Annotated in this window: 22 protein-coding genes and 1 pseudogene; 16 read left to right on the forward strand and 7 right to left on the reverse strand. The window is 33.8% G+C overall.

Annotated features, from left to right (window positions below; translation table 11 throughout):
- Positions 1-164 precede the first annotated feature (164 nt).
- Both AC22L0_RS04505 and AC22L0_RS04510 read left to right on the forward strand, forming a co-directional pair.
- Positions 165-1,514, forward strand: a complete 1,350-nt coding sequence (locus AC22L0_RS04505; RefSeq protein ID WP_000850959.1) for an aspartate aminotransferase family protein — start codon at positions 165-167, stop codon at positions 1,512-1,514.
- 63 nt (positions 1,515-1,577) lie between these two features.
- A pseudogene (locus AC22L0_RS04510) lies at positions 1,578-1,855 on the forward strand (DUF3986 family protein).
- Positions 1,856-1,917: 62 nt separating this feature from the next.
- On the opposite strand, the gene AC22L0_RS04515 reads toward AC22L0_RS04510, so the two are convergent.
- Positions 1,918-3,081, reverse strand: coding sequence for a cation:proton antiporter (locus AC22L0_RS04515; RefSeq protein ID WP_000393904.1), 1,164 nt, complete (start codon positions 3,079-3,081; stop codon positions 1,918-1,920).
- Between the two features lie 333 nt (positions 3,082-3,414).
- Between AC22L0_RS04515 and AC22L0_RS04520 the strand changes: the two genes are divergently transcribed.
- The 3 genes from AC22L0_RS04520 to AC22L0_RS04530 all read left to right on the forward strand — a co-directional run bounded on the left by AC22L0_RS04520 (position 3,415) and on the right by AC22L0_RS04530 (position 7,516).
- Positions 3,415-5,088, forward strand: coding sequence for a ribonuclease J (locus AC22L0_RS04520; protein WP_001086704.1), 1,674 nt, complete (start codon positions 3,415-3,417; stop codon positions 5,086-5,088).
- A 94-nt stretch (positions 5,089-5,182) separates the two neighbouring features.
- Entirely contained in the window at positions 5,183-6,028 is an 846-nt protein-coding gene (locus tag AC22L0_RS04525) for a MerR family transcriptional regulator (RefSeq protein WP_000925910.1), read from the forward strand.
- Between the two features lie 132 nt (positions 6,029-6,160).
- Positions 6,161-7,516 (forward strand): MATE family efflux transporter, encoded by a 1,356-nt coding sequence (locus AC22L0_RS04530; RefSeq protein ID WP_087966023.1) that lies wholly within the window; start codon positions 6,161-6,163, stop codon positions 7,514-7,516.
- 34 nt (positions 7,517-7,550) lie between these two features.
- On the opposite strand, the gene AC22L0_RS04535 is transcribed toward AC22L0_RS04530, so the two are convergent.
- Positions 7,551-8,216, reverse strand: coding sequence for a DUF421 domain-containing protein (locus tag AC22L0_RS04535; protein ID WP_000923922.1), 666 nt, complete (start codon positions 8,214-8,216; stop codon positions 7,551-7,553).
- A gap of 161 nt (positions 8,217-8,377) precedes the next feature.
- On the opposite strand from AC22L0_RS04535, the gene AC22L0_RS04540 reads away from it, so the two are divergent.
- The 3 genes from AC22L0_RS04540 to nfsA all read left to right on the forward strand — a co-directional run bounded on the left by AC22L0_RS04540 (position 8,378) and on the right by nfsA (position 10,305).
- Positions 8,378-8,956, forward strand: a complete 579-nt coding sequence (locus tag AC22L0_RS04540) for a YdcF family protein (protein WP_001227673.1) — start codon at positions 8,378-8,380, stop codon at positions 8,954-8,956.
- Between the two features lie 147 nt (positions 8,957-9,103).
- Positions 9,104-9,421: a magnetosome magnetite crystal formation protein family gene (locus AC22L0_RS04545; protein ID WP_487272152.1), complete on the forward strand. Its 318-nt coding sequence runs from the start codon at positions 9,104-9,106 to the stop codon at positions 9,419-9,421.
- Between the two features lie 149 nt (positions 9,422-9,570).
- Positions 9,571-10,305, forward strand: coding sequence for an oxygen-insensitive NADPH nitroreductase (gene nfsA / locus AC22L0_RS04550; RefSeq protein ID WP_001002392.1), 735 nt, complete (start codon positions 9,571-9,573; stop codon positions 10,303-10,305).
- Positions 10,306-10,680: 375 nt separating this feature from the next.
- Here the strand turns inward: nfsA and AC22L0_RS04555 are convergent, their stop codons facing one another.
- The 4 genes from AC22L0_RS04555 to AC22L0_RS04570 all read right to left on the reverse strand — a co-directional run bounded on the left by AC22L0_RS04555 (position 10,681) and on the right by AC22L0_RS04570 (position 13,590).
- Positions 10,681-11,406 (reverse strand): sulfite exporter TauE/SafE family protein, encoded by a 726-nt coding sequence (locus AC22L0_RS04555; protein ID WP_000513081.1) that lies wholly within the window; start codon positions 11,404-11,406, stop codon positions 10,681-10,683.
- A gap of 221 nt (positions 11,407-11,627) precedes the next feature.
- Positions 11,628-12,827 (reverse strand): MFS transporter, encoded by a 1,200-nt coding sequence (locus AC22L0_RS04560; protein WP_000117062.1) that lies wholly within the window; start codon positions 12,825-12,827, stop codon positions 11,628-11,630.
- A gap of 7 nt (positions 12,828-12,834) precedes the next feature.
- A complete protein-coding gene (locus tag AC22L0_RS04565; RefSeq protein WP_000617953.1) occupies positions 12,835-13,302 on the reverse strand; it encodes a VOC family protein in 468 nt (155 codons plus the stop codon).
- Between the two features lie 168 nt (positions 13,303-13,470).
- Entirely contained in the window at positions 13,471-13,590 is a 120-nt protein-coding gene (locus tag AC22L0_RS04570) for a YjcZ family sporulation protein (RefSeq protein WP_000120179.1), read from the reverse strand.
- A 232-nt stretch (positions 13,591-13,822) separates the two neighbouring features.
- On the opposite strand from AC22L0_RS04570, the gene AC22L0_RS04575 reads away from it, so the two are divergent.
- Both AC22L0_RS04575 and hfq read left to right on the forward strand, forming a co-directional pair.
- Complete coding sequence (locus AC22L0_RS04575) at positions 13,823-14,041, forward strand: aspartyl-phosphate phosphatase Spo0E family protein (RefSeq protein ID WP_000291688.1); 219 nt, start codon at positions 13,823-13,825, stop codon at positions 14,039-14,041.
- 53 nt (positions 14,042-14,094) lie between these two features.
- Positions 14,095-14,283, forward strand: a complete 189-nt coding sequence (gene hfq / locus AC22L0_RS04580; RefSeq protein ID WP_000400664.1) for an RNA chaperone Hfq — start codon at positions 14,095-14,097, stop codon at positions 14,281-14,283.
- A gap of 27 nt (positions 14,284-14,310) precedes the next feature.
- Here hfq and AC22L0_RS04585 read toward each other — a convergent pair whose 3' ends face one another.
- Positions 14,311-14,913, reverse strand: a complete 603-nt coding sequence (locus tag AC22L0_RS04585; RefSeq protein ID WP_000400780.1) for an HD domain-containing protein — start codon at positions 14,911-14,913, stop codon at positions 14,311-14,313.
- A gap of 172 nt (positions 14,914-15,085) precedes the next feature.
- Here AC22L0_RS04585 and AC22L0_RS04590 point away from each other — a divergent pair, with 172 nt between their 5' ends.
- The 6 genes from AC22L0_RS04590 (at position 15,086) to AC22L0_RS04615 (ending at position 22,484) form a co-directional block, all read left to right on the forward strand.
- Positions 15,086-15,919 (forward strand): flagellar motor protein MotP, encoded by an 834-nt coding sequence (locus AC22L0_RS04590; RefSeq protein WP_000504185.1) that lies wholly within the window; start codon positions 15,086-15,088, stop codon positions 15,917-15,919.
- 19 nt (positions 15,920-15,938) lie between these two features.
- A complete protein-coding gene (locus AC22L0_RS04595) occupies positions 15,939-16,616 on the forward strand; it encodes an OmpA family protein (protein ID WP_000033627.1) in 678 nt (225 codons plus the stop codon).
- A gap of 150 nt (positions 16,617-16,766) precedes the next feature.
- The gene (locus AC22L0_RS04600; RefSeq protein WP_000940568.1) at positions 16,767-17,135 is read left to right on the forward strand and encodes a response regulator; all 369 of its coding nucleotides are present in this window, start codon (positions 16,767-16,769) and stop codon (positions 17,133-17,135) included.
- 129 nt (positions 17,136-17,264) lie between these two features.
- A complete protein-coding gene (locus AC22L0_RS04605; RefSeq protein WP_001192611.1) occupies positions 17,265-19,283 on the forward strand; it encodes a chemotaxis protein CheA in 2,019 nt (672 codons plus the stop codon).
- A gap of 163 nt (positions 19,284-19,446) precedes the next feature.
- Positions 19,447-21,084, forward strand: coding sequence for a flagellar motor switch protein (locus AC22L0_RS04610; RefSeq protein ID WP_001115014.1), 1,638 nt, complete (start codon positions 19,447-19,449; stop codon positions 21,082-21,084).
- A 29-nt stretch (positions 21,085-21,113) separates the two neighbouring features.
- On the forward strand, positions 21,114-22,484 hold the full coding sequence (locus tag AC22L0_RS04615) for a transglycosylase (RefSeq protein ID WP_487272153.1): 1,371 nt from the start codon (positions 21,114-21,116) through the stop codon (positions 22,482-22,484).
- Positions 22,485-22,509 lie beyond the last annotated feature (25 nt).

Here is a 22,509-nt window from a genome sequence, read left to right on the forward strand (position 1 = left end):
GAAAAGCTCTTTTTTCTTTTGTCATTTTCTTGTAAATATTACTGATTTGTAAGTAGGATTTGTCTTAATTTTGTGGAATGAAAATAGCAGGGAGAAATTTAAGTCATCATGGCACCAGCGCAGCTTTTGTGAAAAATAAGTTGTTATGGAAGGTGGAAGTAATGATGAAAACGAAGCAAACTGATGAATTATTAGCAAAAGATGAGCAATATGTTTGGCACGGAATGCGTCCCTTTAGTCCAAATAGTACAATGGTAGGGGCAAAAGCTGAAGGGTGCTGGGTTGAAGATATACAAGGAAAAAGATATTTAGATGGTATGAGTGGTCTTTGGTGTGTGAATAGTGGATATGGAAGAAAGGAGCTCGCAGAAGCGGCTTATAAGCAATTACAAACATTATCATACTTTCCAATGTCACAATCTCATGAACCAGCTATAAAGCTTGCTGAAAAATTAAATGAGTGGCTTGGGGGAGAGTATGTTATTTTCTTCTCAAATAGTGGTTCAGAAGCGAACGAAACAGCTTTTAAAATAGCAAGACAATACTATGCGCAAAAAGGTGAACCACATCGTTATAAATTTATGTCACGTTATCGTGGGTATCACGGGAATACAATGGCGACAATGGCAGCGACGGGACAAGCGCAGCGTAGATATCAATATGAACCGTTTGCTTCAGGCTTTTTACACGTAACACCACCGGATTGTTACCGTATGCCTGAAATTGAAGGGCAGCATATTTATGATGTAGAATGTGTGAAAGAAGTCGATCGTGTTATGACGTGGGAATTAAGTGAAACAATTGCCGCTTTTATTATGGAACCAATTATTACAGGCGGGGGCATATTAATGCCACCACAAGACTATATGAAAGCTGTTCATGAAACGTGTCAAAAACACGGTGCCTTGCTTATTAGTGATGAAGTAATTTGCGGTTTCGGACGTACAGGAAAAGCATTTGGATTTATGAATTATGATGTGAAGCCAGATATTATTACGATGGCAAAAGGGATTACGAGCGCATATTTACCATTATCTGCAACAGCTGTGAAAAAAGAAATATATGAAGCATTTAAAGGGAAGGGAGAGTATGAATTCTTCCGACATATTAATACATTTGGTGGAAATCCAGCAGCTTGTGCATTAGCCCTTAAAAACTTAGAGATTATGGAAAATGAAAATTTAATTGAGCGATCTGCGCAAATGGGTTCCCTTTTATTAGAGCAACTAAAAGATGAAATTGGGGAACATCCGCTTGTTGGGGATATTAGAGGAAAAGGTCTATTAGTTGGAATTGAATTAGTAAATGATAAAGAGACGAAAGAGCCAATTGATAACGACAAAATCGCAAGTGTCGTAAATGCTTGTAAAGAAAAAGGGCTTATTATAGGACGAAACGGTATGACGACAGCAGGATATAATAACGTCTTAACATTAGCACCGCCGCTTATTATTTCAAGTGAAGAAATTGCCTTTGTTGTTGGAACGTTGAAGACGGCGATGGAACGTATTTAATAAATAGAGAGAGGAGCGAGCTTTAATATAAGGCTCGCTTTTGTTTAGTAGAGGGGACTTTTAATGGATAAATATGATCCGAACAAACATTATCACATCGGATATTATGAAGACGGATATGATTTAGAAGTGACGGCGTACAAAAGAATAAATGAACCAGTTTGGGATGCTTATCTTCCGCACTATGAGGTAGACGATTTTTATAAGAAAGTGGAGGAAATGAAACTGGGTGAATATATAGATGATTATGGTATTAAGGTGTATTCATTTAGTAATGATATCAATGATGAAGAAGCACGAACTATTTTTGAAAATGGTTAAAAAAGAACGAGATTGTTTAAAGATAAAACAAAAAGGAGATTGCTATCTTATAAAATAGCAATCTCCTTTTATTATAGTAAACTTATTTACTTGCTTTCATTGCTTTATCTTTTGCACCAAACGTGTATTTTAACATTGGTGGTGTAATCATTGTAGTTAAAATAACGACAATAACGATTGCTGTAAAGTAATCTTGTGCCAATAGCCCAGAAGAAAGACCTGTTCCTGCGATGATAAGTGCAACTTCACCACGAGAAACCATTCCAGCACCGATAATTGCAGAAGACTTAGCATCAAATCCAGTCATGCGTGCACCAACACCACAACCAATTAGTTTCGTTAATACAGCGATTACTGTTAATGCTAAGATGAACCAAATTTGATTGCCAATACCGTCAAATGTAATATTCATACCGATACTAACGAAGAATACCGGAACGAACATAGCGTAAGCAATTGGTTCTACTTTCTTTTCTACTTCATGTTTGTAGTTTGTTTGAGAAATTGCAATACCAGCAGCGAAAGCACCGATAATACCAGCAATTCCTAATAGTTCGCCGAAATATGCGAATGAGAAACAGATGATAAGAGCTGCGCTCACGATAGACTCAGATACGCGCAGTGGTGACAACCAACGCATAATTGCTGGAACACCTTTCCATCCGATTAAAATAATAGAAGCGAAGAATACTACTTTCTTCAAGATAACCATTGTTAAGTTAACATCATCAGTGCCTAAGAAGCTCATTGCGAATGCTAATAAAATAACAACAAGAATATCATCAAATACAGCGGCTCCAAGCATCGTCGTACTTTCACGTGTTTTCATTTTACCTAAATCACGAAGTGTTTGTACGGAAATACTAACACTTGTCGCACATAGAAGTAATCCTAAGAATACAGCGTTTCCTTGTTCCATTCCCATAACAAGGCCGGAAACGTAACCACCTACGAATGGAAGAATGATACCTCCGAGTGCAACTGCTAAAGAAGAATTACGATTTGCGTTTAATTCTTCTAAGTCTGTTTCAAGTCCAGCCATAAACATTAGAAGAATAACCCCGACATTACTTAATTGAGTTAGAAGCTCTGAATTTTCAATCCAACCTAATACAGCTGGACCGATAACGATACCGACAATTAATTTACCTAGTACAGAAGGTTGACCTAATCTAACACTAAGATCACCAGCAAGCTTTGTACTTAATAAAATAAGTGCAATTTGAAAGAAAAATTCGAATTCCATCTGATCCTCTCCTCATCATTTTTAGTTTTATCATACGATTTCTCGGAATTTGCCTAATGAAAATATGTAAAACCCATTAAACAAAAGGGTCTGATTACAAGTTCTTTTGAACTCGTAATTTGAACCTGTAATTAATATATAATATATTTTGCAAAAAATCAATGAAAAAATGGGAGCTTTTTTAGAGAGAGACGGTGTTATTAGAGGTATACATATAAGAATAGTGTGTGAATTTTTATATGTATGAAATAGTATGAAGTCCTTTTTCATTACAAATAATAAAGCCTAAATGCTATTTCACGAATTATAAATGTGAAAAGGAGGTTTTATCATTTGAATTCATTAAAAAATAACTTGTCTATTGTTGCTTTAGGTGGAGTAAATGAAATAGGAAAAAATATGTATGCTATCCAATATGAAAATGATATTGTCGTCATTGATTGTGGATCTAAATTTCCAGATGAAAGTTTATTAGGGATTGATTTAATAATTCCAGACGTCACATATTTGCAAGAAAATAAAGAAAAAATTCGCGGTTTAGTAGTAACGCACGGGCATGAGGACCATATTGGCGGAATACCATATTTTTTAAAACAACTAAATGTACCAATCTATGCAACAAAGTTAACGTTAGGTTTAATTGAAATTAAATTAAAGGAACACAATCTTCAAAATGATACGGAATTAATCGTTATTCATTCAGAATCAGAAATTGATTGTGGTTCTATTAAGGCAACCTTTTTTAAAACGAACCACAGTATTCCGGATTGTCTCGGTATTGTTTTTCATACACCAGAAGGTACTGTAGTACATACAGGTGATTTTAAATTTGATTTAACACCAGTAAATAATCAACATCCTGATATTCATAAAATGGCTAAAATAGGAAGTGAAGGTGTACTAGCTTTATTATCTGAAAGCACAAATGCAGAACGCCCAGGTTTTACTCCATCAGAAAGGTCAGTAGGAGAACGGGTAGAGGAAATATTTATGAAAGCAAATAGAAAAGTAATTATTTCTACATTTGCTTCTAATGTGAATCGTGTTCAGCAAATAGTTGAAGCTTGCATAAAAACAAATCGAAAATTGGCTTTGCTCGGGAGAAGTATGGTAAATGTAGTAGAAGTTGCTCTAGAGAAAGGTTATTTACATATTCCAGAAGGTATGTTAATTGAAGCAAATGAGGTAAATCGTTTAGATCCAAAGCAGGTTGCAATACTTTGTACAGGAAGTCAAGGAGAACCGATGGCAGCTTTAGCGCGTTTAGCGAGTGGAAACTATAGACAAGTTGATGTTTTACCAGAAGATACGGTTATTATAGCCGCGACTCCGATTCCGGGAAATGAACGTAACGTTTCAAGAATTATAGATAATCTATTTGCTTTAGGAGCAAAAGTAATTTATGGATCAGGTAGTTCTACTGGAGTCCATGTATCTGGTCATGCGTATCAAGAAGAATTGAAATTAATGCTCACTTTAATGAAACCTAAATATTTTATCCCAATTCATGGAGAGTTTAGAATGCTACATCACCATAGTTTGTTAGCAGAATCAATTGGTATTGAAAAGGAAAATATCTTTATCGTACGTAATGGAGATGTTGTAGATATAAGTAATGAAGTGGCAATTCAATCTAGAAGAATACAGGCAGGAAATATATATGTAGATGGATTAGGAATTGGAGATGTTGGAAATGCATTATTACGTGATCGTAAACAACTTTCAGAAGATGGAATGCTCGTTATAGTTATTACTTTTAATAAAGTGGATGGAGAAATAATTTCAGGTCCTGATATTATTTCTCGTGGATTTGTCTATGTTCGTGATTCAGAAGAATTTTTAAGAGAATTAAATAAATTAGCTGTTATTACAATTAATAATTTAAAGAAAGAGAATGTGAATAGCTGGGGTATTTTGAAAAGGGAGGTAAGAGAAGCGTTAGGGAAGTATATATATACAAATACAAAACGAAAGCCGATGATTCTTCCTATAATAATAGAGGTTTAATAGTAAAAAAAGAATTCTCGTATGGGAATTCTTTTTTGTTTTGAAGACAAAATGAACATATAATGAAATAAATAGAAATGGAAGGAAATAAAAGATGTTATTAAATAAACGTTTTACAATTGGAGAAATGGCAAAAATGCATAATATCGCAGAATCTACATTAAGGTATTATGATGAAAAAGGAATTTTTCATCCGTCCATTGTTGATCCTCAAACGAATTATCGTTATTATACAATCGATCAATTTTCACTATTAGATACGATTAAGTTTTTACGCCAATTAAACATTCCATTAAAGGAAATTAAAAAATATATTGATGAAAGAAATCCAGCATACGCACTCAATTTACTGGAAAAACAACAAGAGATGATGCTGAAGAAACAAAGAGAAATTGAGTATGCTTTGGCGAAAATGGAGCATAGAATTCATTTAATTAAGGAAGCAACAAAAGCAAAAGCTGAACAAATGGTAATAAAAGAGATCCCGCAGCGAAAAATAACAGCTATTGCGGTTGCCCCGAATACGACGGATGATATGTTTGAGTACTACATTCATTCGTTGCAAAAAAATATGAGGCAAATGGATGATAGCTTATTTTCTGGAGATATTGGTGTAACTGTTGCGAAAAAAGGGTTAATGCAAAATGAGTTTCAAGCATATAGCAGTGTATTTATTCTTTTGGATTATATGCCTTTTGAAGTACAGAGTTCAGATGAAATTAAAGAAGGTATGTTTGCCTGTGTATATCATCATGGGCCATATGAAGAAACTGATGAAACATATAAGAAGCTAATGAAATATATTGATCAAGAAGGATACGAAATAAGTGGAGATGCAATTGAGATTGCATTAATTGATTGGTCTGTAACAGAAGATCCTGAGGAGCAAGTAACAGAAATTCAAATTCCTATAATGAAAAAACAAAGCAATAAGTTATAGGACTCGTATAATTACAAATGAGCATCAAACGCGATAATTAAGTCACCTATTTTTTAATTCTCTATTGACCTTAAAGTTACTTGAAGGTTTAAACTAAGAAAAGAGAGTTGAAAAAAAGGAGCATATTAGAGTATGGAAGCAACAGAAAAATTAAGAGAAAAACCAATTAAAAGCTTATTTATTTCTTATTTAATACCAGCAGTTCTTGGAATGGTATTAATGTCAGTGAATATTGTAATTGACGCGGTTATGATTAGTAGAGGAGTTGGGGCGAACGGTTTAGCAGGAGTGAACGTGGCTATTCCAGCCTTTTCGATTTTCTTCTCTATTTCATTATGGATCGGAATGGGCGGGGCAACGTTATACTCCATTGCATTAGGTGAAAATAAACGAGAAAGAGCAAGGTCTATTTTTACTCAATCAATGACGGTAGCAGTTGTTATCGTAGGGATTTTAGCAGCGATTTGCTTATGGAGAATAGAAGATTTAGTATACTTATTTGGTGCAAACGAAGTGATTCTACCATATGCGTTAGACTATTTACACGTATTATTAACATTTGGAATGATATACGTTTTAGAAAATATTTTAAGTACATTTATACGAAATGATGGAAATCCTAATTTAGCAATGGCTGGTCTTGTTGTAACGGCTGTATTAAATATAGTGTTTGACTATATCTTTATTTTTATCTTTGGATGGGGCGTAACAGGTGCTGCCTCAGCGACTATTCTTTCGGCAGCGATTGGTTTCCTTGTATTATTAACCCATTTCTTTAGAAAAAGTAGTATTTTAAAGTGGACGAAATTTCATTTTGAATGGGATACTGTCAAACAAATTATGGTGATTGGTTTCCCAAGTTTTACAGCAGAAAGTACGGTTGCAATCGTAACGATTGGTTTTAATATCGCATTTGTCCAATATGCAGGAGAAGTAGGAGTAGCTTCCTATGCGATGGTGAATAGTATTCATGCAATGACATTACTATTATTCTTTGGTGTTGGAGCAGCATTACAGCCAATTGCTAGTTTCCATTACGGGGCAAATTTATCAGAGAGACTTCGTGAAGGATTGAAGTTTGCTGTGAAAATTGCAGTTGTCCTTGGAGGCGTTGCGATAATTGTCGGATTATTCTTCGGGAAATATATCATTGGTTTATTTGATGTTCAATCTCCAGAATTATTGGAGTTAACCTTAACAGGTATTAGTTTATTCTTTATCCAATACGTATTTTTAGGTTATAACATTGTGTATGGAGAGTACTTCCAATCAGTGCGACAAACGAAGAAATCAGTACTTATTATAATGAGCCGAGGATTACTATTTATTATTCCATTGTTATGGATTATGCCGAAACTATTTGGTATAAATGGAATTTGGCTCGTTATGCCAGTTGCAGAAGTAATGACAGCGATTATCGTATTTACGATGAATCGTATGAAACATCCTGTTCCATTAAATATGGCAGGAGAGAAAGAAGCGATATGATAGAAAATCCCCTTAAGCAATTAAGGGGATTTTCTTATTCCTTTAAACTAATAGCAAAAGATCCATCCGTTTCTTGAACAGAAGCAAAGGCAACGTTTTTAATATTTGTAATTCCTTTTTCTTTTAATTCTTTATATAACCATTTTTCATCTTTATGTATTAACTTTAAGTTATCATATTGAATTTGTGAATCGACGATAAGTGCAATTGGTAATCCAGCATACTTAACATCTATGTTTAAATCTTTTGGAGTTAATGGTACAAGTTCTCTTTTTGGTAAAATACTAATAGCGCCGTTCGCTTCTAAAATAGCGTATTCAATTTCATGAACACTTGGATATCCTGCAACGCGAAGATTAGAAAGCAGTTCTGCAATGGGGTATCTACTTTTTTGTAAGTTCTCAAAAATAATATCACCATGTTTAATTAAAATGATAGGGTGTCCGAGAATAAAACGATTTAGTTTGTTGAATAGGCTTAATTTTGTAAGGAGTAAATGTAAACATGTGATAACAACCATACCGAGAAATGCTTGTAAAGCACCAGAGACGGGTATGGCCTGGAAAGCTAAATAAGATAAAAAAATTATAGCCCCAAAATCATGAGGAGTTAGTTGCGCTAACGCGGATTTACCGAGTAACTTAAGCGATAGCAAAAATAAGATGAAAAAGAACGACACGTTACATAAAAAGAGAAGCAATAGAGACACTCCTTCGTGTAAAGTTGTACTTACTATTCCCGAAAGTAATATAAATATTACCTTTCAGAGGATAAATTAGGGTTTATTGGAATTTGTCTGTATACAAACAAATAAATGGATATTATCATGAAGGAAGTAAAAGAAAATAGGAGTATATGAATATGAGAAAGAAGAAAATAATGAAGGGCATTTTAGTTGTTATAATAATTTGCGCCGTGTATGCGGGGTTTTTACAATATCACATTTATAAGCATGGGCATATGAATGCAACATACGATGCTGATTACATAATTGTACTAGGATCGAAAGTAAATGGGACGAAACCATCTTATTCATTGCAATATCGTATTGATAAAGCAGCTGAATATTTAAAATCACATGAGAAAACAATCGCTATCGTATCTGGAGGACAAGGAAAAGGCGAAGACATTTCAGAAGCATTAGCAATGAAACAAGGACTAATAAAACAAAATATCGCAGAAGACCGCATTATAATGGAGGACAAATCTACGAGTACAGATGAGAATATTACATTCTCAAAACCGTTAATTCCAGCCGATATGAAAAAAGGTATGATCGTAACAAACGATTTTCACATGTTTAGAGCGAAAAAAATAGCGGCCAAACAAGGTTTACAATTAGAAGGTCTTCCGGCAAAAACACCGAAACCAATCATCATTCCATCGAATGTACGAGAATATTTAGCAATTACACAGTATTGGTTTATGAATCGAATATAGTGAAAGTGATCCCGTCTGAAACTCAGGCGGGATTTAGTTTGAGGAAAATCTTACAAATATGTCACGTTCGTGAAAGGTAAAGCGATAGTTTCTAGAATGATTTCCTGACATAATGAAGGTAACAAAAACTATTTAGAGGTGAATCGGATGAAAGGAAATAATATTTTATCTTCGTTATGTTACTTTAGTATCTTTCTTGCACCATTTTTACTACCAATTATCGTGTACTTTGTTGCAGAAGATGAAGTGAAGTATCACGCGAAAAAAGCATTTTGGTCACATGTTTTCCCATACGCAATCTTATTTGGAGGACTAGCAGTATCAGGCATGTACGGTTTAGGTTTCAATCAATCTGACGGTGCTGGAATTGGAATGGCTATCACATATGCAGTGTTCATTCTTGTAGGAATTTACTACTTCATTTGGAATATCGTAAAAGGTATTAAAGTTTTGAAAACGGCGTAAAAAGATAATTATAATTTCATTTACCGTATCGATAAACGTTTTAAAAAAGGGCAATTCAAAAAGAATTGCTCTTTTTGTGCTTATAAGTTGTGAAAATTGAAAAAGATATGTTAATTTTTCATTATGAAGAGAAAAAAGGAGTGATTTTCATGAATGAGATCATACATAAGATGGAGCAACATGTTTCAGTTCGTAAATATAAAGAAGAATCAATTCCTAAAGATGTAGTAGAAAAGATGGTGCATGCTGCGCAACATGCAGCTTCATCACATTTTGTACAGGCGTATTCTGTTATATATGTAACAGATCAGGAATTAAAGGCTAAACTAGCAGAGCTATCCGGAAATCGCCATGTGAAGGACTGTGCAGCATTTTTTGTTTGTTGTGCAGATTTAAAACGACTTGAAATTGCATGTGAAAAACATAGTACAGAGATAAAGCATGAGGGAGTAGAAGACTTTATCGTTGCGACGGTAGATGCTTCACTTTTTGCGCAAAACTTAGCACTAGCAGCAGAATCGTTAGGATACGGTATTTGTTATATTGGTGGTATTCGTAATAATCCGAGAGAAGTGAGTGAACTGCTTCATTTACCGGATAAAGTATATCCTGTATTCGGAATGACAGTCGGTGTACCAGATGAAGAACATGGAGTTAAACCACGTTTACCAGTAGCAGCAGTTCTTCATGAAAATGGATATGATGAACAAAAATATGATGAATTACTAAACGAATATGATGAAACGATGAACGCGTATTATAAAGAAAGATCATCAAACAAGAAAAACGTAACATGGACGGAATCAATGAGTTCGTTTATGTCTAAAGAAAAAAGAATGCATATGAAAGAGTTTTTAAGTGAAAAAGGATTAAATAAGAAGTGAGTAAAGAGGCAAACCTGTGATGCAGGTTTGCCTTTTTGAGAAGGAGAAATACCTAAGGCCAGAAAGTTGTTTATTCTTTCTGAACTTAGGTATTTTGTTTGTTATCATGTACATAGAAATAAAAATTGATAATTTTTTACAAAAGTGATAGAAAATGAGAATGAAATGCCAATAGTAAGTAAAAGCGGCATAATAGCCGCTTTTTATCGTTTTATTTAGTATTTGATTTGAAATATTTTCCTTATGAAAGAAAGATTATTGCTAATTGTAAACTGTCAATAAAGTTATTTAAGTTTTGATATGGAATACCCCGCCGGAAAATACAGCAATAATTTCGTTTGAACATATCTGTTATTGCACGATCTAAAGCATCTTCTATAACAAGTTCAAACTTTCAATAAGAAGATAACCCCCTGTACAACTTAAAAGAATGTACGTAAATATTTTAAAAATCCGTTGATTAAGCCATTTAAAAATAATTTGACCTATAAACAAACCTAAAAATACAATTGGAATGGCATAAAAACTTGATTCCCAAATGGTTTTGTTTGTGCCAGTAAAGAGTATTTGAGTTACTAGACTAATGAAATATATAAACAGATAAAAAGCTAATGTAGTTGCTCTTAACTTCTCTTTTTCAGTATTAGTTCCTGTAAAATAAAGTAACAGGGGTGGACCTGGCATACCGATACTTGTCGTTAAAAGACCAGATAATCCGCCAACTATGAAATCTCTAGATTGTGTTGATCTAACCTTAACGTTGCATATTAGCAACAATGTTAATAGTAAGAGTAGGATGCTAACTGCTAATTTAAAAGTGTTTATGTTAACGGAAATGAAAATTAAAATGCCAAAAGGAACACCAACTATACTTCCAAAAATAAACCTTTTCAGTAGAACAAAATCAACGTCCATTCTTATTTTCCAAATGAGTGAAATGGAGATAATTAAAGATAAAATAATGTTTATTTGTATAGCTTCTTGTGGTAGAAATAACATAAGTAAGAAAGGGGTTGCCATTATGGAAAAGCCAAAACCTGTACTTGCTTGCAGAATAGAAGCCACTAATATAATACATATGAAAAAGAATGTGATACCCAAAACAGCCCTCCTATTTAATCAAGTTTAACTAGTTAAAGTCTATTATTTAAGTGCAATGTTTCACAAACTTATTTGTATTTTAACATAAATATCTAGTTTTTTCTCAAATAGTGTTGCCATATAAGGCTCTTTAACTAAAAAATCTGACTTGTGTTTTTAAACAATTTTATTATGGGGAAACAAATAATGAATGGGATCAAAATGTATTGATTATCATTAAATTATTCACTGAGATCCCCGCGATAAAACAAGAACAGCCATATAAAACTTACAAAAATACAGCATGTAGCTAATAAACAGCCAATCATTTGAGGAGAAAGAATTTCTAACAGCCCTCCTGTAAAAAACATCGATAACTGAATAAGAGATCCGTAAATGGAATAATGGAATGAAAAAACTTTACCTATCATATTTTCGTGTGTGTAAGTTTGAAGTAATGTCGTATCAAGTGGAACGATGATTCCTCCTGCTATGCGCATACAGAATAAAGTAATGATACCGATAATAAGTTGATCGGATAGAATGAATCCGAGAAAGAAAATTCCTTGTAATAAGTAGGCCCAACCGAATACTTTTTTCATTTTTTCTTTATTATGGGATATATAAAGATTAACGAGAAGGCTTCCTATCATAAGCCCAGCCCCTTGAACCGTATATAAAATCCCAATGTTCGTATGGAAAATTTTTTCGGCATAGATCGTTAGAAGTAGTTGATAAGCACCTCCAATAATCCCCCATGAAATGCCGACAAGAATTAATGTTAAAATGATTTTTGTTTGTAATATGTATGTATAACCACCTTTTATATCAGTGAAAAATGCTTTCTTCTTGTTACAAGTATCATGAGCAGGAATACTCATGTTATAAATAAAATAGGCTGAAATAAAGTATGATAGGCTATTTACTAAAAAAGCGAACTCAATATGTAAAGATTGTGCAATTACTCCGCCCAAAGAAGCCCCCATAATAGACATAAAACCATTAATTGTACTAGAAAGAGAGTTAGCAGTTACGAAATGATTTTGGTGTACGATATTTTTTAGGGTTGCTTGTTTAGCCGGTTCAAATAAACAAGAAAGTACAGATAAACATATATTAGCAATGAAAATAATCTCAATTTTATAGCCTGCGAGTAAGTATGTAAGGACTAGAATTCCCCGTGTAATATCGGTAAAAATCATAATATTCTTTTTAGAGAAACGATCTACAATTCCGCCTATGAATGGACTAAGAAGAAGCTGTGGTAAACTTTTACTTATAAAAGTAAGTGCGATCATAAACGGCGATTCCGTTATGCTGTAGACAAATGTTAATAAAGCTACCGTATGGAACCAATCCCCAAGTACACTTAATGTTTGCCCATAAAATAGTTTATTGAAGTTTTTATTTGTTTTAAGAAGTGTGGAATAAGAAACTGACATAAATAGATTAATCCTTATGTAATGACGATGTTTGAATTTGTTCTTTCCACTCACTTAAATACACTTTTTCCGCTGTGGGAAGTCCAACAGGTAATTGTGCAATCAATTCTAAACTATTTCCATCAGGGTCGTTAAAGTATACGGCTGCATGTGCTAATTCCGGAAAAACAATCGGTTCAATTGGTTCCATTCCAAAGTCTTTTCGTGCTGAAATTCCTTTTTGATTTAGCCAATGAATCGCATTTTCTAAATCATGTAAACTTACTTGAAAGGCGATATGTCGTAAAGAGGGGTGATAATTCACTTTGTATTCTGTGCCTTCCCAAAGGCCGAGCCAACTCTCATTTTCTTTAATCCAAAAGAAAGCAATATTATCTCCTCTTTTATATAATTTTAGCCCTAGTGATTCATAAAAAGGTATTGATACTTTTAAGTTGCGGACAGGTAAATGTGCTTCGTAAAGACCTCTAATCATTGTAATCCCCCTTAGTAAAAATGTTTCTTATTCCATAGTAAACAATATGTTGCTAGTTGAAATCGCAAATAAGAGGGATATAAATTCATACGAAAGTATGAAAAAAAACAGCTCATATTTGAGCTGTTTTTCTATAGTTTTTAGTTCATTTTTCAAGGATAGGATATATTAATATCCGTATCCGCCGCCACCCCAACAGCTACATCCGATGATGATTAGAAGGATGAATAGTACGATAAGCAAAGCAAATCCACCGCCGAAACCAGCGCAACTTCCACCATAACTCATATGTTTTCCTCCTTTTTAGTAAGTTAATCTATATGGTTCATGGACTACTATATACAGTATGTTTTTTGTATAGAAAACGAGCCAGTCTCATTTATAATTAGACAAATGCCTGTAGATTCATTAGGATTGCATGTTAGTGATTTGTAAATAAACCTTTACGTAATTCATAATTTAGGCATAAAAAATAAAAAATTGTAAAAAAAACCATTTTCTTATTTTTTTATGAGAGAATATGTACTATAATTTTACAAGTAATATTATGGGAAAAGGGAGTTTTAGTATAGAGATGGAGATGGGACAATTAAAAAATAAAATAGAAAACAAAAAGAAAGAGTTAATTCAACTTGTTGCGAGACACGGATTGGATCATGATAAAGTTTTGTTATTTAGTCGTGATTTAGATATACTTATTAATAAGTTTATGAACATAAAAGACAAAGTGCATAAATAAAAAATTTATAGTTTTTTATATTAAGATGTTTCACAGAAAGGAGAGGACAGTAATTGGAACATTTACAGGAAGAATTGTATAAACAAATAAAAGAAGAAAAAGGTACAGTGACAATTTTCTTAAAGAGTGGCGTTAGAATAATAGGAGAAGTTGTTGGAGTGGATAAATTTACAGTTTTAATCTTAGTGGATGGAAAACAACAGCTTATTTATAAGCAGGCTATATCAACAATAATGAAATAAGACACTCTTGTTGAGTGTCTTATTTCATTATTGCTTGCATGCCTCAACATCAATGCCGGCAGCAATTAACTTCTTTTCTCCATCTTGTTCAATAATTTTTTGTAATTTAGATAAGAAAGAATCAAAGTTTGTATGCTTTGCTACTTGGAACGTCATTTTATGTTCAATTGGTAGCCACGTATCAATATCAGCTTCGTTATGCTGAATTTTTACCTCAAGTTTATCGAGTGCATTAGCAACTTTTGCTTCGTACGTTTCTTTCGCTTCAAACTCCATCCATAAGTCATATAATTCCTCGCCGAGAGAACCTGTTAACGTTTGTTTAATATTTAAAATAGCCTCCAGTTCATTTTTTTGTTTTTGTAGCTGTAATTCGTGACTATTCATTGTATCAAAAGCAGGAATATCACCAGCTTCGGCTTCGACTAGGTCGTGAATAATAACCATTTTAAGTAATTTCTCAATACTTACTTTTTGATCCAAATAAGGTTCAACTAAAATGGCCATTAGAGACATCCGCCATGTATGTTCGGCAACACTTTCTTGACGTCCGTTGGAAAGCCAGCTATGTCGCATTTCATATTTTAGTTTTTCTGCTAATGCAATGACTTGTAAAATGTTGTGTTCCATCGTGATCCTCCTCATTTATTCATACCATAATTCTAATATAGAAATGAAATGTGTCAATTTTATGAGTATATTGCGATAAACAGATGATAAGCGTATAATACATGTTATATGTGAAAACGTATTATTAAAATAAAAAAATGTTATATAAAAATGGAAAGGAAAGGGCAGAAATATGGGAGAGAAAAATCAAGTATTAGCTAGACCACAAAGAAGAAAAAGGAAGTTTGATATTTCTAGCCCAGTGGGCATTATAGTAGGTTTCATTATAGTGATAGCGGCAATTATGCTTGGTGGCGGTGGAATAAAAGCTTTCAAAAACTTTTTAGATATTTCATCTATTTTAATTGTCATAGGGGGAACAACAGCGACAATTGTTGTGGCATATCGATTTGGAGAAATAAAAAAATATACGAAAAGCATTTTTACTGTTTTACATAGAAGAGAAGAAGATTTAGAACAGTTAACGGATTTGTTTGTCGATTTTTCGAAAAAGTCTAAAAAGAACGGCTTGCTTTCTTTAGAGGTAGATGGAGAGCAAGTAGACAATCCTTTTATTCAAAAAGGAATTCGATTAATGTTAAGCGGTTACGATGAAGATGAATTAAAAGAAGTGTTATTGAAAGATATTGAAACGGAAGTGTATGAGTTAAGAAAAGGAGCAGCATTATTAGATAAAATTGGTGATTTTGCTCCAGCTTGGGGAATGATTGGTACGTTAATCGGTCTTATCATTATGCTCCAAAACTTACAAGATACATCGCAAATTGGTACAGGAATGGCAGTTGCGATGTTAACGACATTATATGGGTCTGTACTTGCGAATATGATTGCAATCCCTCTTGCGGAAAAAGTATATCGTGGTATTGAAGATTTATATACAGAGAAGAAGTTTGTAATAGAAGCAATTTCAGAATTGTATCGTGGACAAATCCCTTCTAAATTAAAGTTGAAACTGGATACATACGTATACGAAACAAAGGTAAAAAAGGTAAAAGGAGCAGCCTAATATTTCAAGGAGTGGTATGATGAGTAAAGGACCGCAAAAGGGATCGCCTCGTTGGATGACAACTTTTACAGATTTAACGATGTTATTATTAACTTTCTTTGTATTACTAGTTGCTACATCAAAGCAAGATGCAGTAAAATTGTCAAAGATGCTTGAAAAGTTTAGTGATACGGGGCAAGTAGATGCAAAAGTAATGGAAAATACAATACCGGATATTTCACATGAAAAAAATGATGAAAAAATGATTTCAAAAAAGAGAATGGATGAATTATATAAGAAGTTAAAAGCATATGTAGATAATAATGGTATTAGTCAAGTGAATGTATATCGAGAGGATACAGGGGTAAGCGTCGTTATAGTAGATAATTTAATATTTGATACAGGCGATGCGAACGTTAAGCCCGAAGCGAAAGGGATAATAAGTCAATTAGTTGGATTTTTTCAATCCGTACCTAACCCAATTGTTGTAGAGGGACATACAGATAGTAGACCTATTCATAACGAGAAATTCCCTTCTAATTGGGAGTTATCTTCAGCACGAGCGGCAAATATGATTCACCATTTAATTGAAGTGTATAATGTGGACGATAAAAGGCTAGCTGCGGTAGGATATGCAGACACAAAGCCAATTGTACCAAATGATTCACCGCAAAACTGGGAAAAAAACCGTCGCGTTGTTATTTATATAAAAGAGTAGTATATTATTATTTTAATAATAAAATAATAAAAACACGAAAATTCTTTTAAAAAAATATTAAATTTTATCATTTTATTTTGTATAATGAGTGAGAATGATAAGGTGAAATATTAAGATATATTTATACATAGAAGGAGAGAATTAAAAAGAATGGCACATAAAATTTTAGTAGTAGACGATGCGATGTTTATGCGAACGATGATTAAAAACTTATTAAAAAGTAATGCTGAATTTGAAGTTATTGGCGAAGCAGAGAATGGGGTAGAAGCAATTCAAAAGTATAAAGAACTTCAACCTGATATTGTAACATTAGATATTACTATGCCAGAAATGGACGGGCTTGAAGCATTAAAAGAAATTATTAAAATTGATTCAAGTGCAAAGGTTGTTATTTGTTCTGCAATGGGACAACAAGGTATGGTATTAGATGCAATTAAGGGCGGGGCAAAAGACTTTATTGTAAAGCCATTCCAAGCGGATCGTGTAATTGAAGCTTTAACAAAAGTAGCAAATAGTTAATATAGAAGGGGTGCCACAAGGAATCAAAACAGTGATAGCGGATCGACGTGTGGCCCCCTTTTTTCTCATTGTAAAACACTAAATTGTTATACATAAATGAAATGTTTGTTAGACAGGTAGGGGATAAAAATGCAAACAGATCTATTAAATATATTTTTCGAAGAGTCAGAAGAACATTTACAGTCGCTAAATGAAAATGTGCTAGTGTTAGAACAAAATCCTGCTGATATGGATGTTGTAGGAGAAATATTCCGATCCGCTCATACATTCAAAGGTATGTCTGCGAGCATGGAATTTACGGAAATGGCTGATTTAACGCATAAGATGGAAAATGTGTTAGATGAAATTCGTCATGGAAATATAGTTGTAAATGCGGATATTATTGATGTGATTTTTGAGTGCATTGATAATTTGGAGAAGATGGTTGCAGATGTGCAACAAGGTGGAATGGGCAATATTGATGTAGCCTCAACTAAACAGAAATTAGAAGCATTATTGAACGGCAATGTAGAAACTCCTACGGAACATATAGAGCAAAATCATATAGACACCGATGATGCAGTTTCGCATGAAGTGCATATAACAGTTGAACAGCAAGCAATTTTAAAAGCGGTACGTGCTATTATGTGTATTGAAGCATTGCAAAATGTAGGTAATATACAAAAAACAGCTCCGAGTATTGAAGAAATTGAAGCAGATGCTTTCGGATTTGAATTTACAGTATTTATGGATACTGATTGTAGTATAGAAGAATTGAAACAAGTAGTACTTCATGTTTCTGAAATTGAGAAAGTGGAAGTAAAGCAAGGAGAACCTATATCGAAGGAAGTAGCTTCTAAAAAAGTCGTTACACAAGAAGTTGTGCAAGTAGAAGGAAAGCTACAACCAGCTGTGGCTACGCAGGTAGAATCACCAATAGAGGCAACGAATCAACCTTCAAGTGCTATGCCAGCTAAAAGTACTACAAAAACGAAAAATGCTAAAGTGGAGAATCGTTCAATTCGTGTTCAATTAGAGAAAATCGAAAGATTAATGAATATGTTTGAAGAAAGTGTAATTGAACGTGGGCGCATTGATGAATTGGCTCAAACGATTCAAAACAAGGAGCTAATTGAACATTTAAATCGATTAGGCGATATTTCAAAAGATATTCAAAATGTACTATTAAATATGCGTATGGTGCCGATTGAAACTGTGTTCAATCGTTTCCCGCGTATGGTACGTATGTTAGCGAAAGATTTAGGGAAAAAAATCGATTTACAAATTACAGGTGAAGATACTGAAGTAGATAAAATTGTTATTGATGAAATCGGTGATCCGCTCGTTCATTTAATTCGAAATGCAATCGATCACGGTGTTGAAACTGTTGAAAAACGACGTGATGCAGGTAAAAATGAGACAGGTACGATTAAATTAGAAGCCTTTCATAGTGGAAATCATGTCGTTATTCAAATTACGGATGATGGAAACGGTATTAATAAAGGGAAAGTATTAGAAAAAGCGATTAAAAATGGCGTTGTAACTGAAGCGGATGCGAATAGATTAACAGATCGTGAAGTGTTTGATCTTATTTTCCAACCAGGATTTAGTACAGCTGAAGTTGTATCAGATCTTTCTGGACGCGGTGTCGGATTAGATGTTGTAAAACATACGATTCATAGTTTAGGTGGACATTTAATTATTGATTCTGAGGAAGGAAAGGGAAGTACATTTAGAATTGAACTTCCATTAACGTTGTCTATTATTCAATCTATGCTTGTTCAAACGAATGATAAGCGTTATGCTTTACCTCTTGGAAATATCGTTGAAGCAATTCGAATTAAGAGAGAAGACATCCAATCCTTACAAGGAAAAGATGTGTTAAATTATCGTAATCAAATTATTGAAGTGAAACATTTAAGTACTGTATTTGGTGAAAAAACAGTAGATGAGGCGTTTGCGTCATATGATGGTCAAATGGTTCCTGTGTTAATTGTTCGTAACACACATCGCAGCTATGGACTTATTGTAAACACAATTATCGGTCAAAGAGAAATAGTCTTAAAGTCATTAGGTGACTTCTTTGCAGAGAGTTCTAACTATTTCTCTGGTGCGACGATTCTCGGTGATGGACGAGTGGTCCTCATTTTAAACCCAGAAGGTTTATAATAGGAATGAAGGAAAGCTCCCCACTTGTATACAATTGGGGAGCTTTTTGGCTAATCGTTACGAATCTAATAATGGATACATAGTAACGTTTTATACTAATGAGTTTGCTAAAATAAGAGTTTATATTATTTGATAGAAAAACAGAAATGAGGAGGCAGGGAAAATGCCTGAGCAACACACAAAAGGGGATACGAGCACGATTGTGCTAGAAAAAGAAAATGAGCATTTAACGCCTCAAGAATGCGATATTCTTGGCGAAATTGCAAATATATCATTTGGTTCAGCTTCGACTGTATTATCAACAATTTTAAATAGGCAAGTAAGCATTACTGCTCCTCGTATAGAGTTGGTAGATTTATATGATTCAAGAGATGTCGAAGTTCCGCATGTTGTATTAAACATTCATTTTACAAAAGGATTAGATATGGAAAACCTCCTTGTCCTTAAGCAAGATGTTGCATTGTCCATTGCTGATTTAATGATGATGGGAACAGGTGAAGTGGAGGACGGAAAAGAACTTGGTGAATTAGAGCTAAGTGCTGTACAAGAAGCGATGAATCAAATGATGGGATTCGCAGCTACATCTATGTCGGAATTCTTCCAAGATACAGTAGATATGTCTCCGCCGACGATTAAAGTTGTAAAGTTATCAGAAGAAATGGAGAAAATCTCTGAAATCGATGGGAATCATACGATTGTTAAAGTATCGTTTGATTTAAAGATAGATAATCTTGTAAACTCTAAACTTGTACAAATTGTTTCAGTTGAGCATGCGAAACAAATGGTAAATAAATTAATGCAATTATCTGGTGGAGTAGAAGAAACAGACGAACCAGCAGAAGTAGTGGAAACTGAGATTGTAGAAGAAGTTGAAAAAGAGCATTTAACACAAGAAGAGAAAGATGTGCTTGGTGAAATTGCAAATATTTCAATTGGCTCCGCTTCAACAGTATTGTCAACGCTTTTAAATCAGCCAGTTACAATTAGTACACCAAATGTGGAAGCAATCAATGTTCGTCATTATGATGGAGTACCAGTACCATTTGTTATTTTAAATGTCGACTTTGTTGAAGGGCTAAAGAATGAGAATGTATTTGTATTTACGAAAGATGTTGCCTTAACAATGGTAGATTTAATGATGATGGGAACAGGGGAAGTTGACCCAGAAAAAGAGCTTACTGAATTAGAACTGAGCGGTATTAAAGAAATTATGAACCAAATGATGGGTCATGCTGCTACGGCGATGTCAGAAATGTTTCAAGAAAAAATGGACATGACGCCGCCAAATGTTAAATTTGTAACGTTAAAAGAAGAAATGGAATATTTGGGAGAGTCAATGGAAGTGGACGAACTCGTTCAAATTACGTTCAATCTTGAAATTGGCGATTTGCTTCAATCGAAGATGTATCAAATTTTGCCAATTTCCGAAGCGAAAGAAATGGTAAGGCGACTTCTGTATCCGATGGTGGAAGAAGAAGAGATTGCCACAGAAGAAATTGAAGAAGAAAAAATTGTAGAACCAGTTGTGCAACCTATTGAATTTAAAGAAGTAAAACAAATGGAACCAGTATATATGGACACGTCCATTCTACAAAATGTAGAAATGAACGTGAAATTTGTATTTGGAAGTACAGTGAAAACGATTCAAGATATATTAAGTTTACAAGAAAATGAAGCAGTTGTACTAGATGAGGATATTGATGAACCGATTCGTATTTATGTAAATGATGTATTAGTGGCGTATGGTGAACTTGTAAATGTGGATGGATTTTTTGGAGTAAAAGTGACGAAATCACTATAAGGCATTGAAATAGGAGTTTGAACTAGTAGATGAAAAACGTAAAGTTTTTTCTAATGAGTTGGCTATGCATACATGTGTGCTTGTTCTTCCCCTTGCAAAGTCAGGCTGAGGAACAAATTGAGTCAGATCAAAAAATAAATGAAGTGAATGTACAAGAAGAAAATAAGGAATCTCAAGAATCGTCAGAACAAGTGGAAACGAAGCAAGATGAAGAGAAACAAAAAGAAGCAGAGCAACAAGAAGTAGTAAATAAACAATTGAATGAAAGAAAGATAGAAACAGAACAAGGAATTATTACAGTAAATAAGCCGGAGCTTAAAGTTGGCGAAGAAGTGCGAATTGCTGTAGAACCAAATGGGAAAAACATTCAAAGTATGAAAGGTATATTGCAGCTACAAAAAAATGGCGAGCAATATGCGCAAGAAAGAATACTATCTTTTGAGTATGATGAAGAAACGAAGAGCTGGGTTGCTAACTATAAAGCAGGGAATTTTGATTTGCAAGGTGATTGGAATCTTCAGCTCGTTCAAAGTTACAAAGAGAATGAGAAAGAAGAAATCGTAAAAAATGAAGTGAAAGTCCCGCTCATTCGTATTAAAAATGAAACGCCAACTATAGATAAAGAATTGCCAAAGTTACAGAAAGTTACTATTGATGAAGTAAAAGAGAACTTAGTTGAACGAAAACAGGGAGATTCTATACATATACGAGTAAAAGCATCAGATATAGAATCGGTTGTAAAAGAAGTGCGCGTTACATTAAAAGGGAAAGAAAATAAAGAGCTTTCGTTTTTATTAGACTACAACAAGCATGATATGGATTGGCAAAAAGTATTTGAAATAACAGAAGCATTGCCGGCTGGGCCATACGAATTACTTGTAGAGATAATAGATGCAGCAGGTAATAAACTTGTTGAAGAAAGTGAATATACCATTTCTGTTTTGGCGCCAAAAAACGAAGATGATAAAAAGATAGAAGAGAAAGAGAAAGAAGAGAAATTAGATAATAAACTAGAAAATGAATTAGAAGATAAGAAAGAAAATGAGAAGCGAGAAGATTTGAAAGTCAAAAACCCGCTTCTAGAAGAAAAATTGCCGGTTGTTCAAATTCCGAAGCAAGATGAGAAAGTAAATAAGTTTATAAAAGAACCGTTGAAAGAGAAATTTACTTACGTTATAAAAGAGCCGTTCGAAGACAACAAGGAAGTACATAAGGCGAAGGACCAAAAAGAGAAAAATAACAAACAAGTTGTCTCTAAAAAGAAAGAACAAAAAGAAGAAACGAAAGACAAGGAAGAAGAAAAAGGTGAACAGGGAGTACAAGCTTCGGATGTATTTACTATCATGTCAGGTTTGTTCGTACTGTTTTTAGTTTTAAAGAGTAATAAAGAATGGGGCTAATTATTTCATAGTAGTGGAGGCGCTT

It is taken from the genome of Bacillus sp. LQ01 (assembly GCF_057624735.1).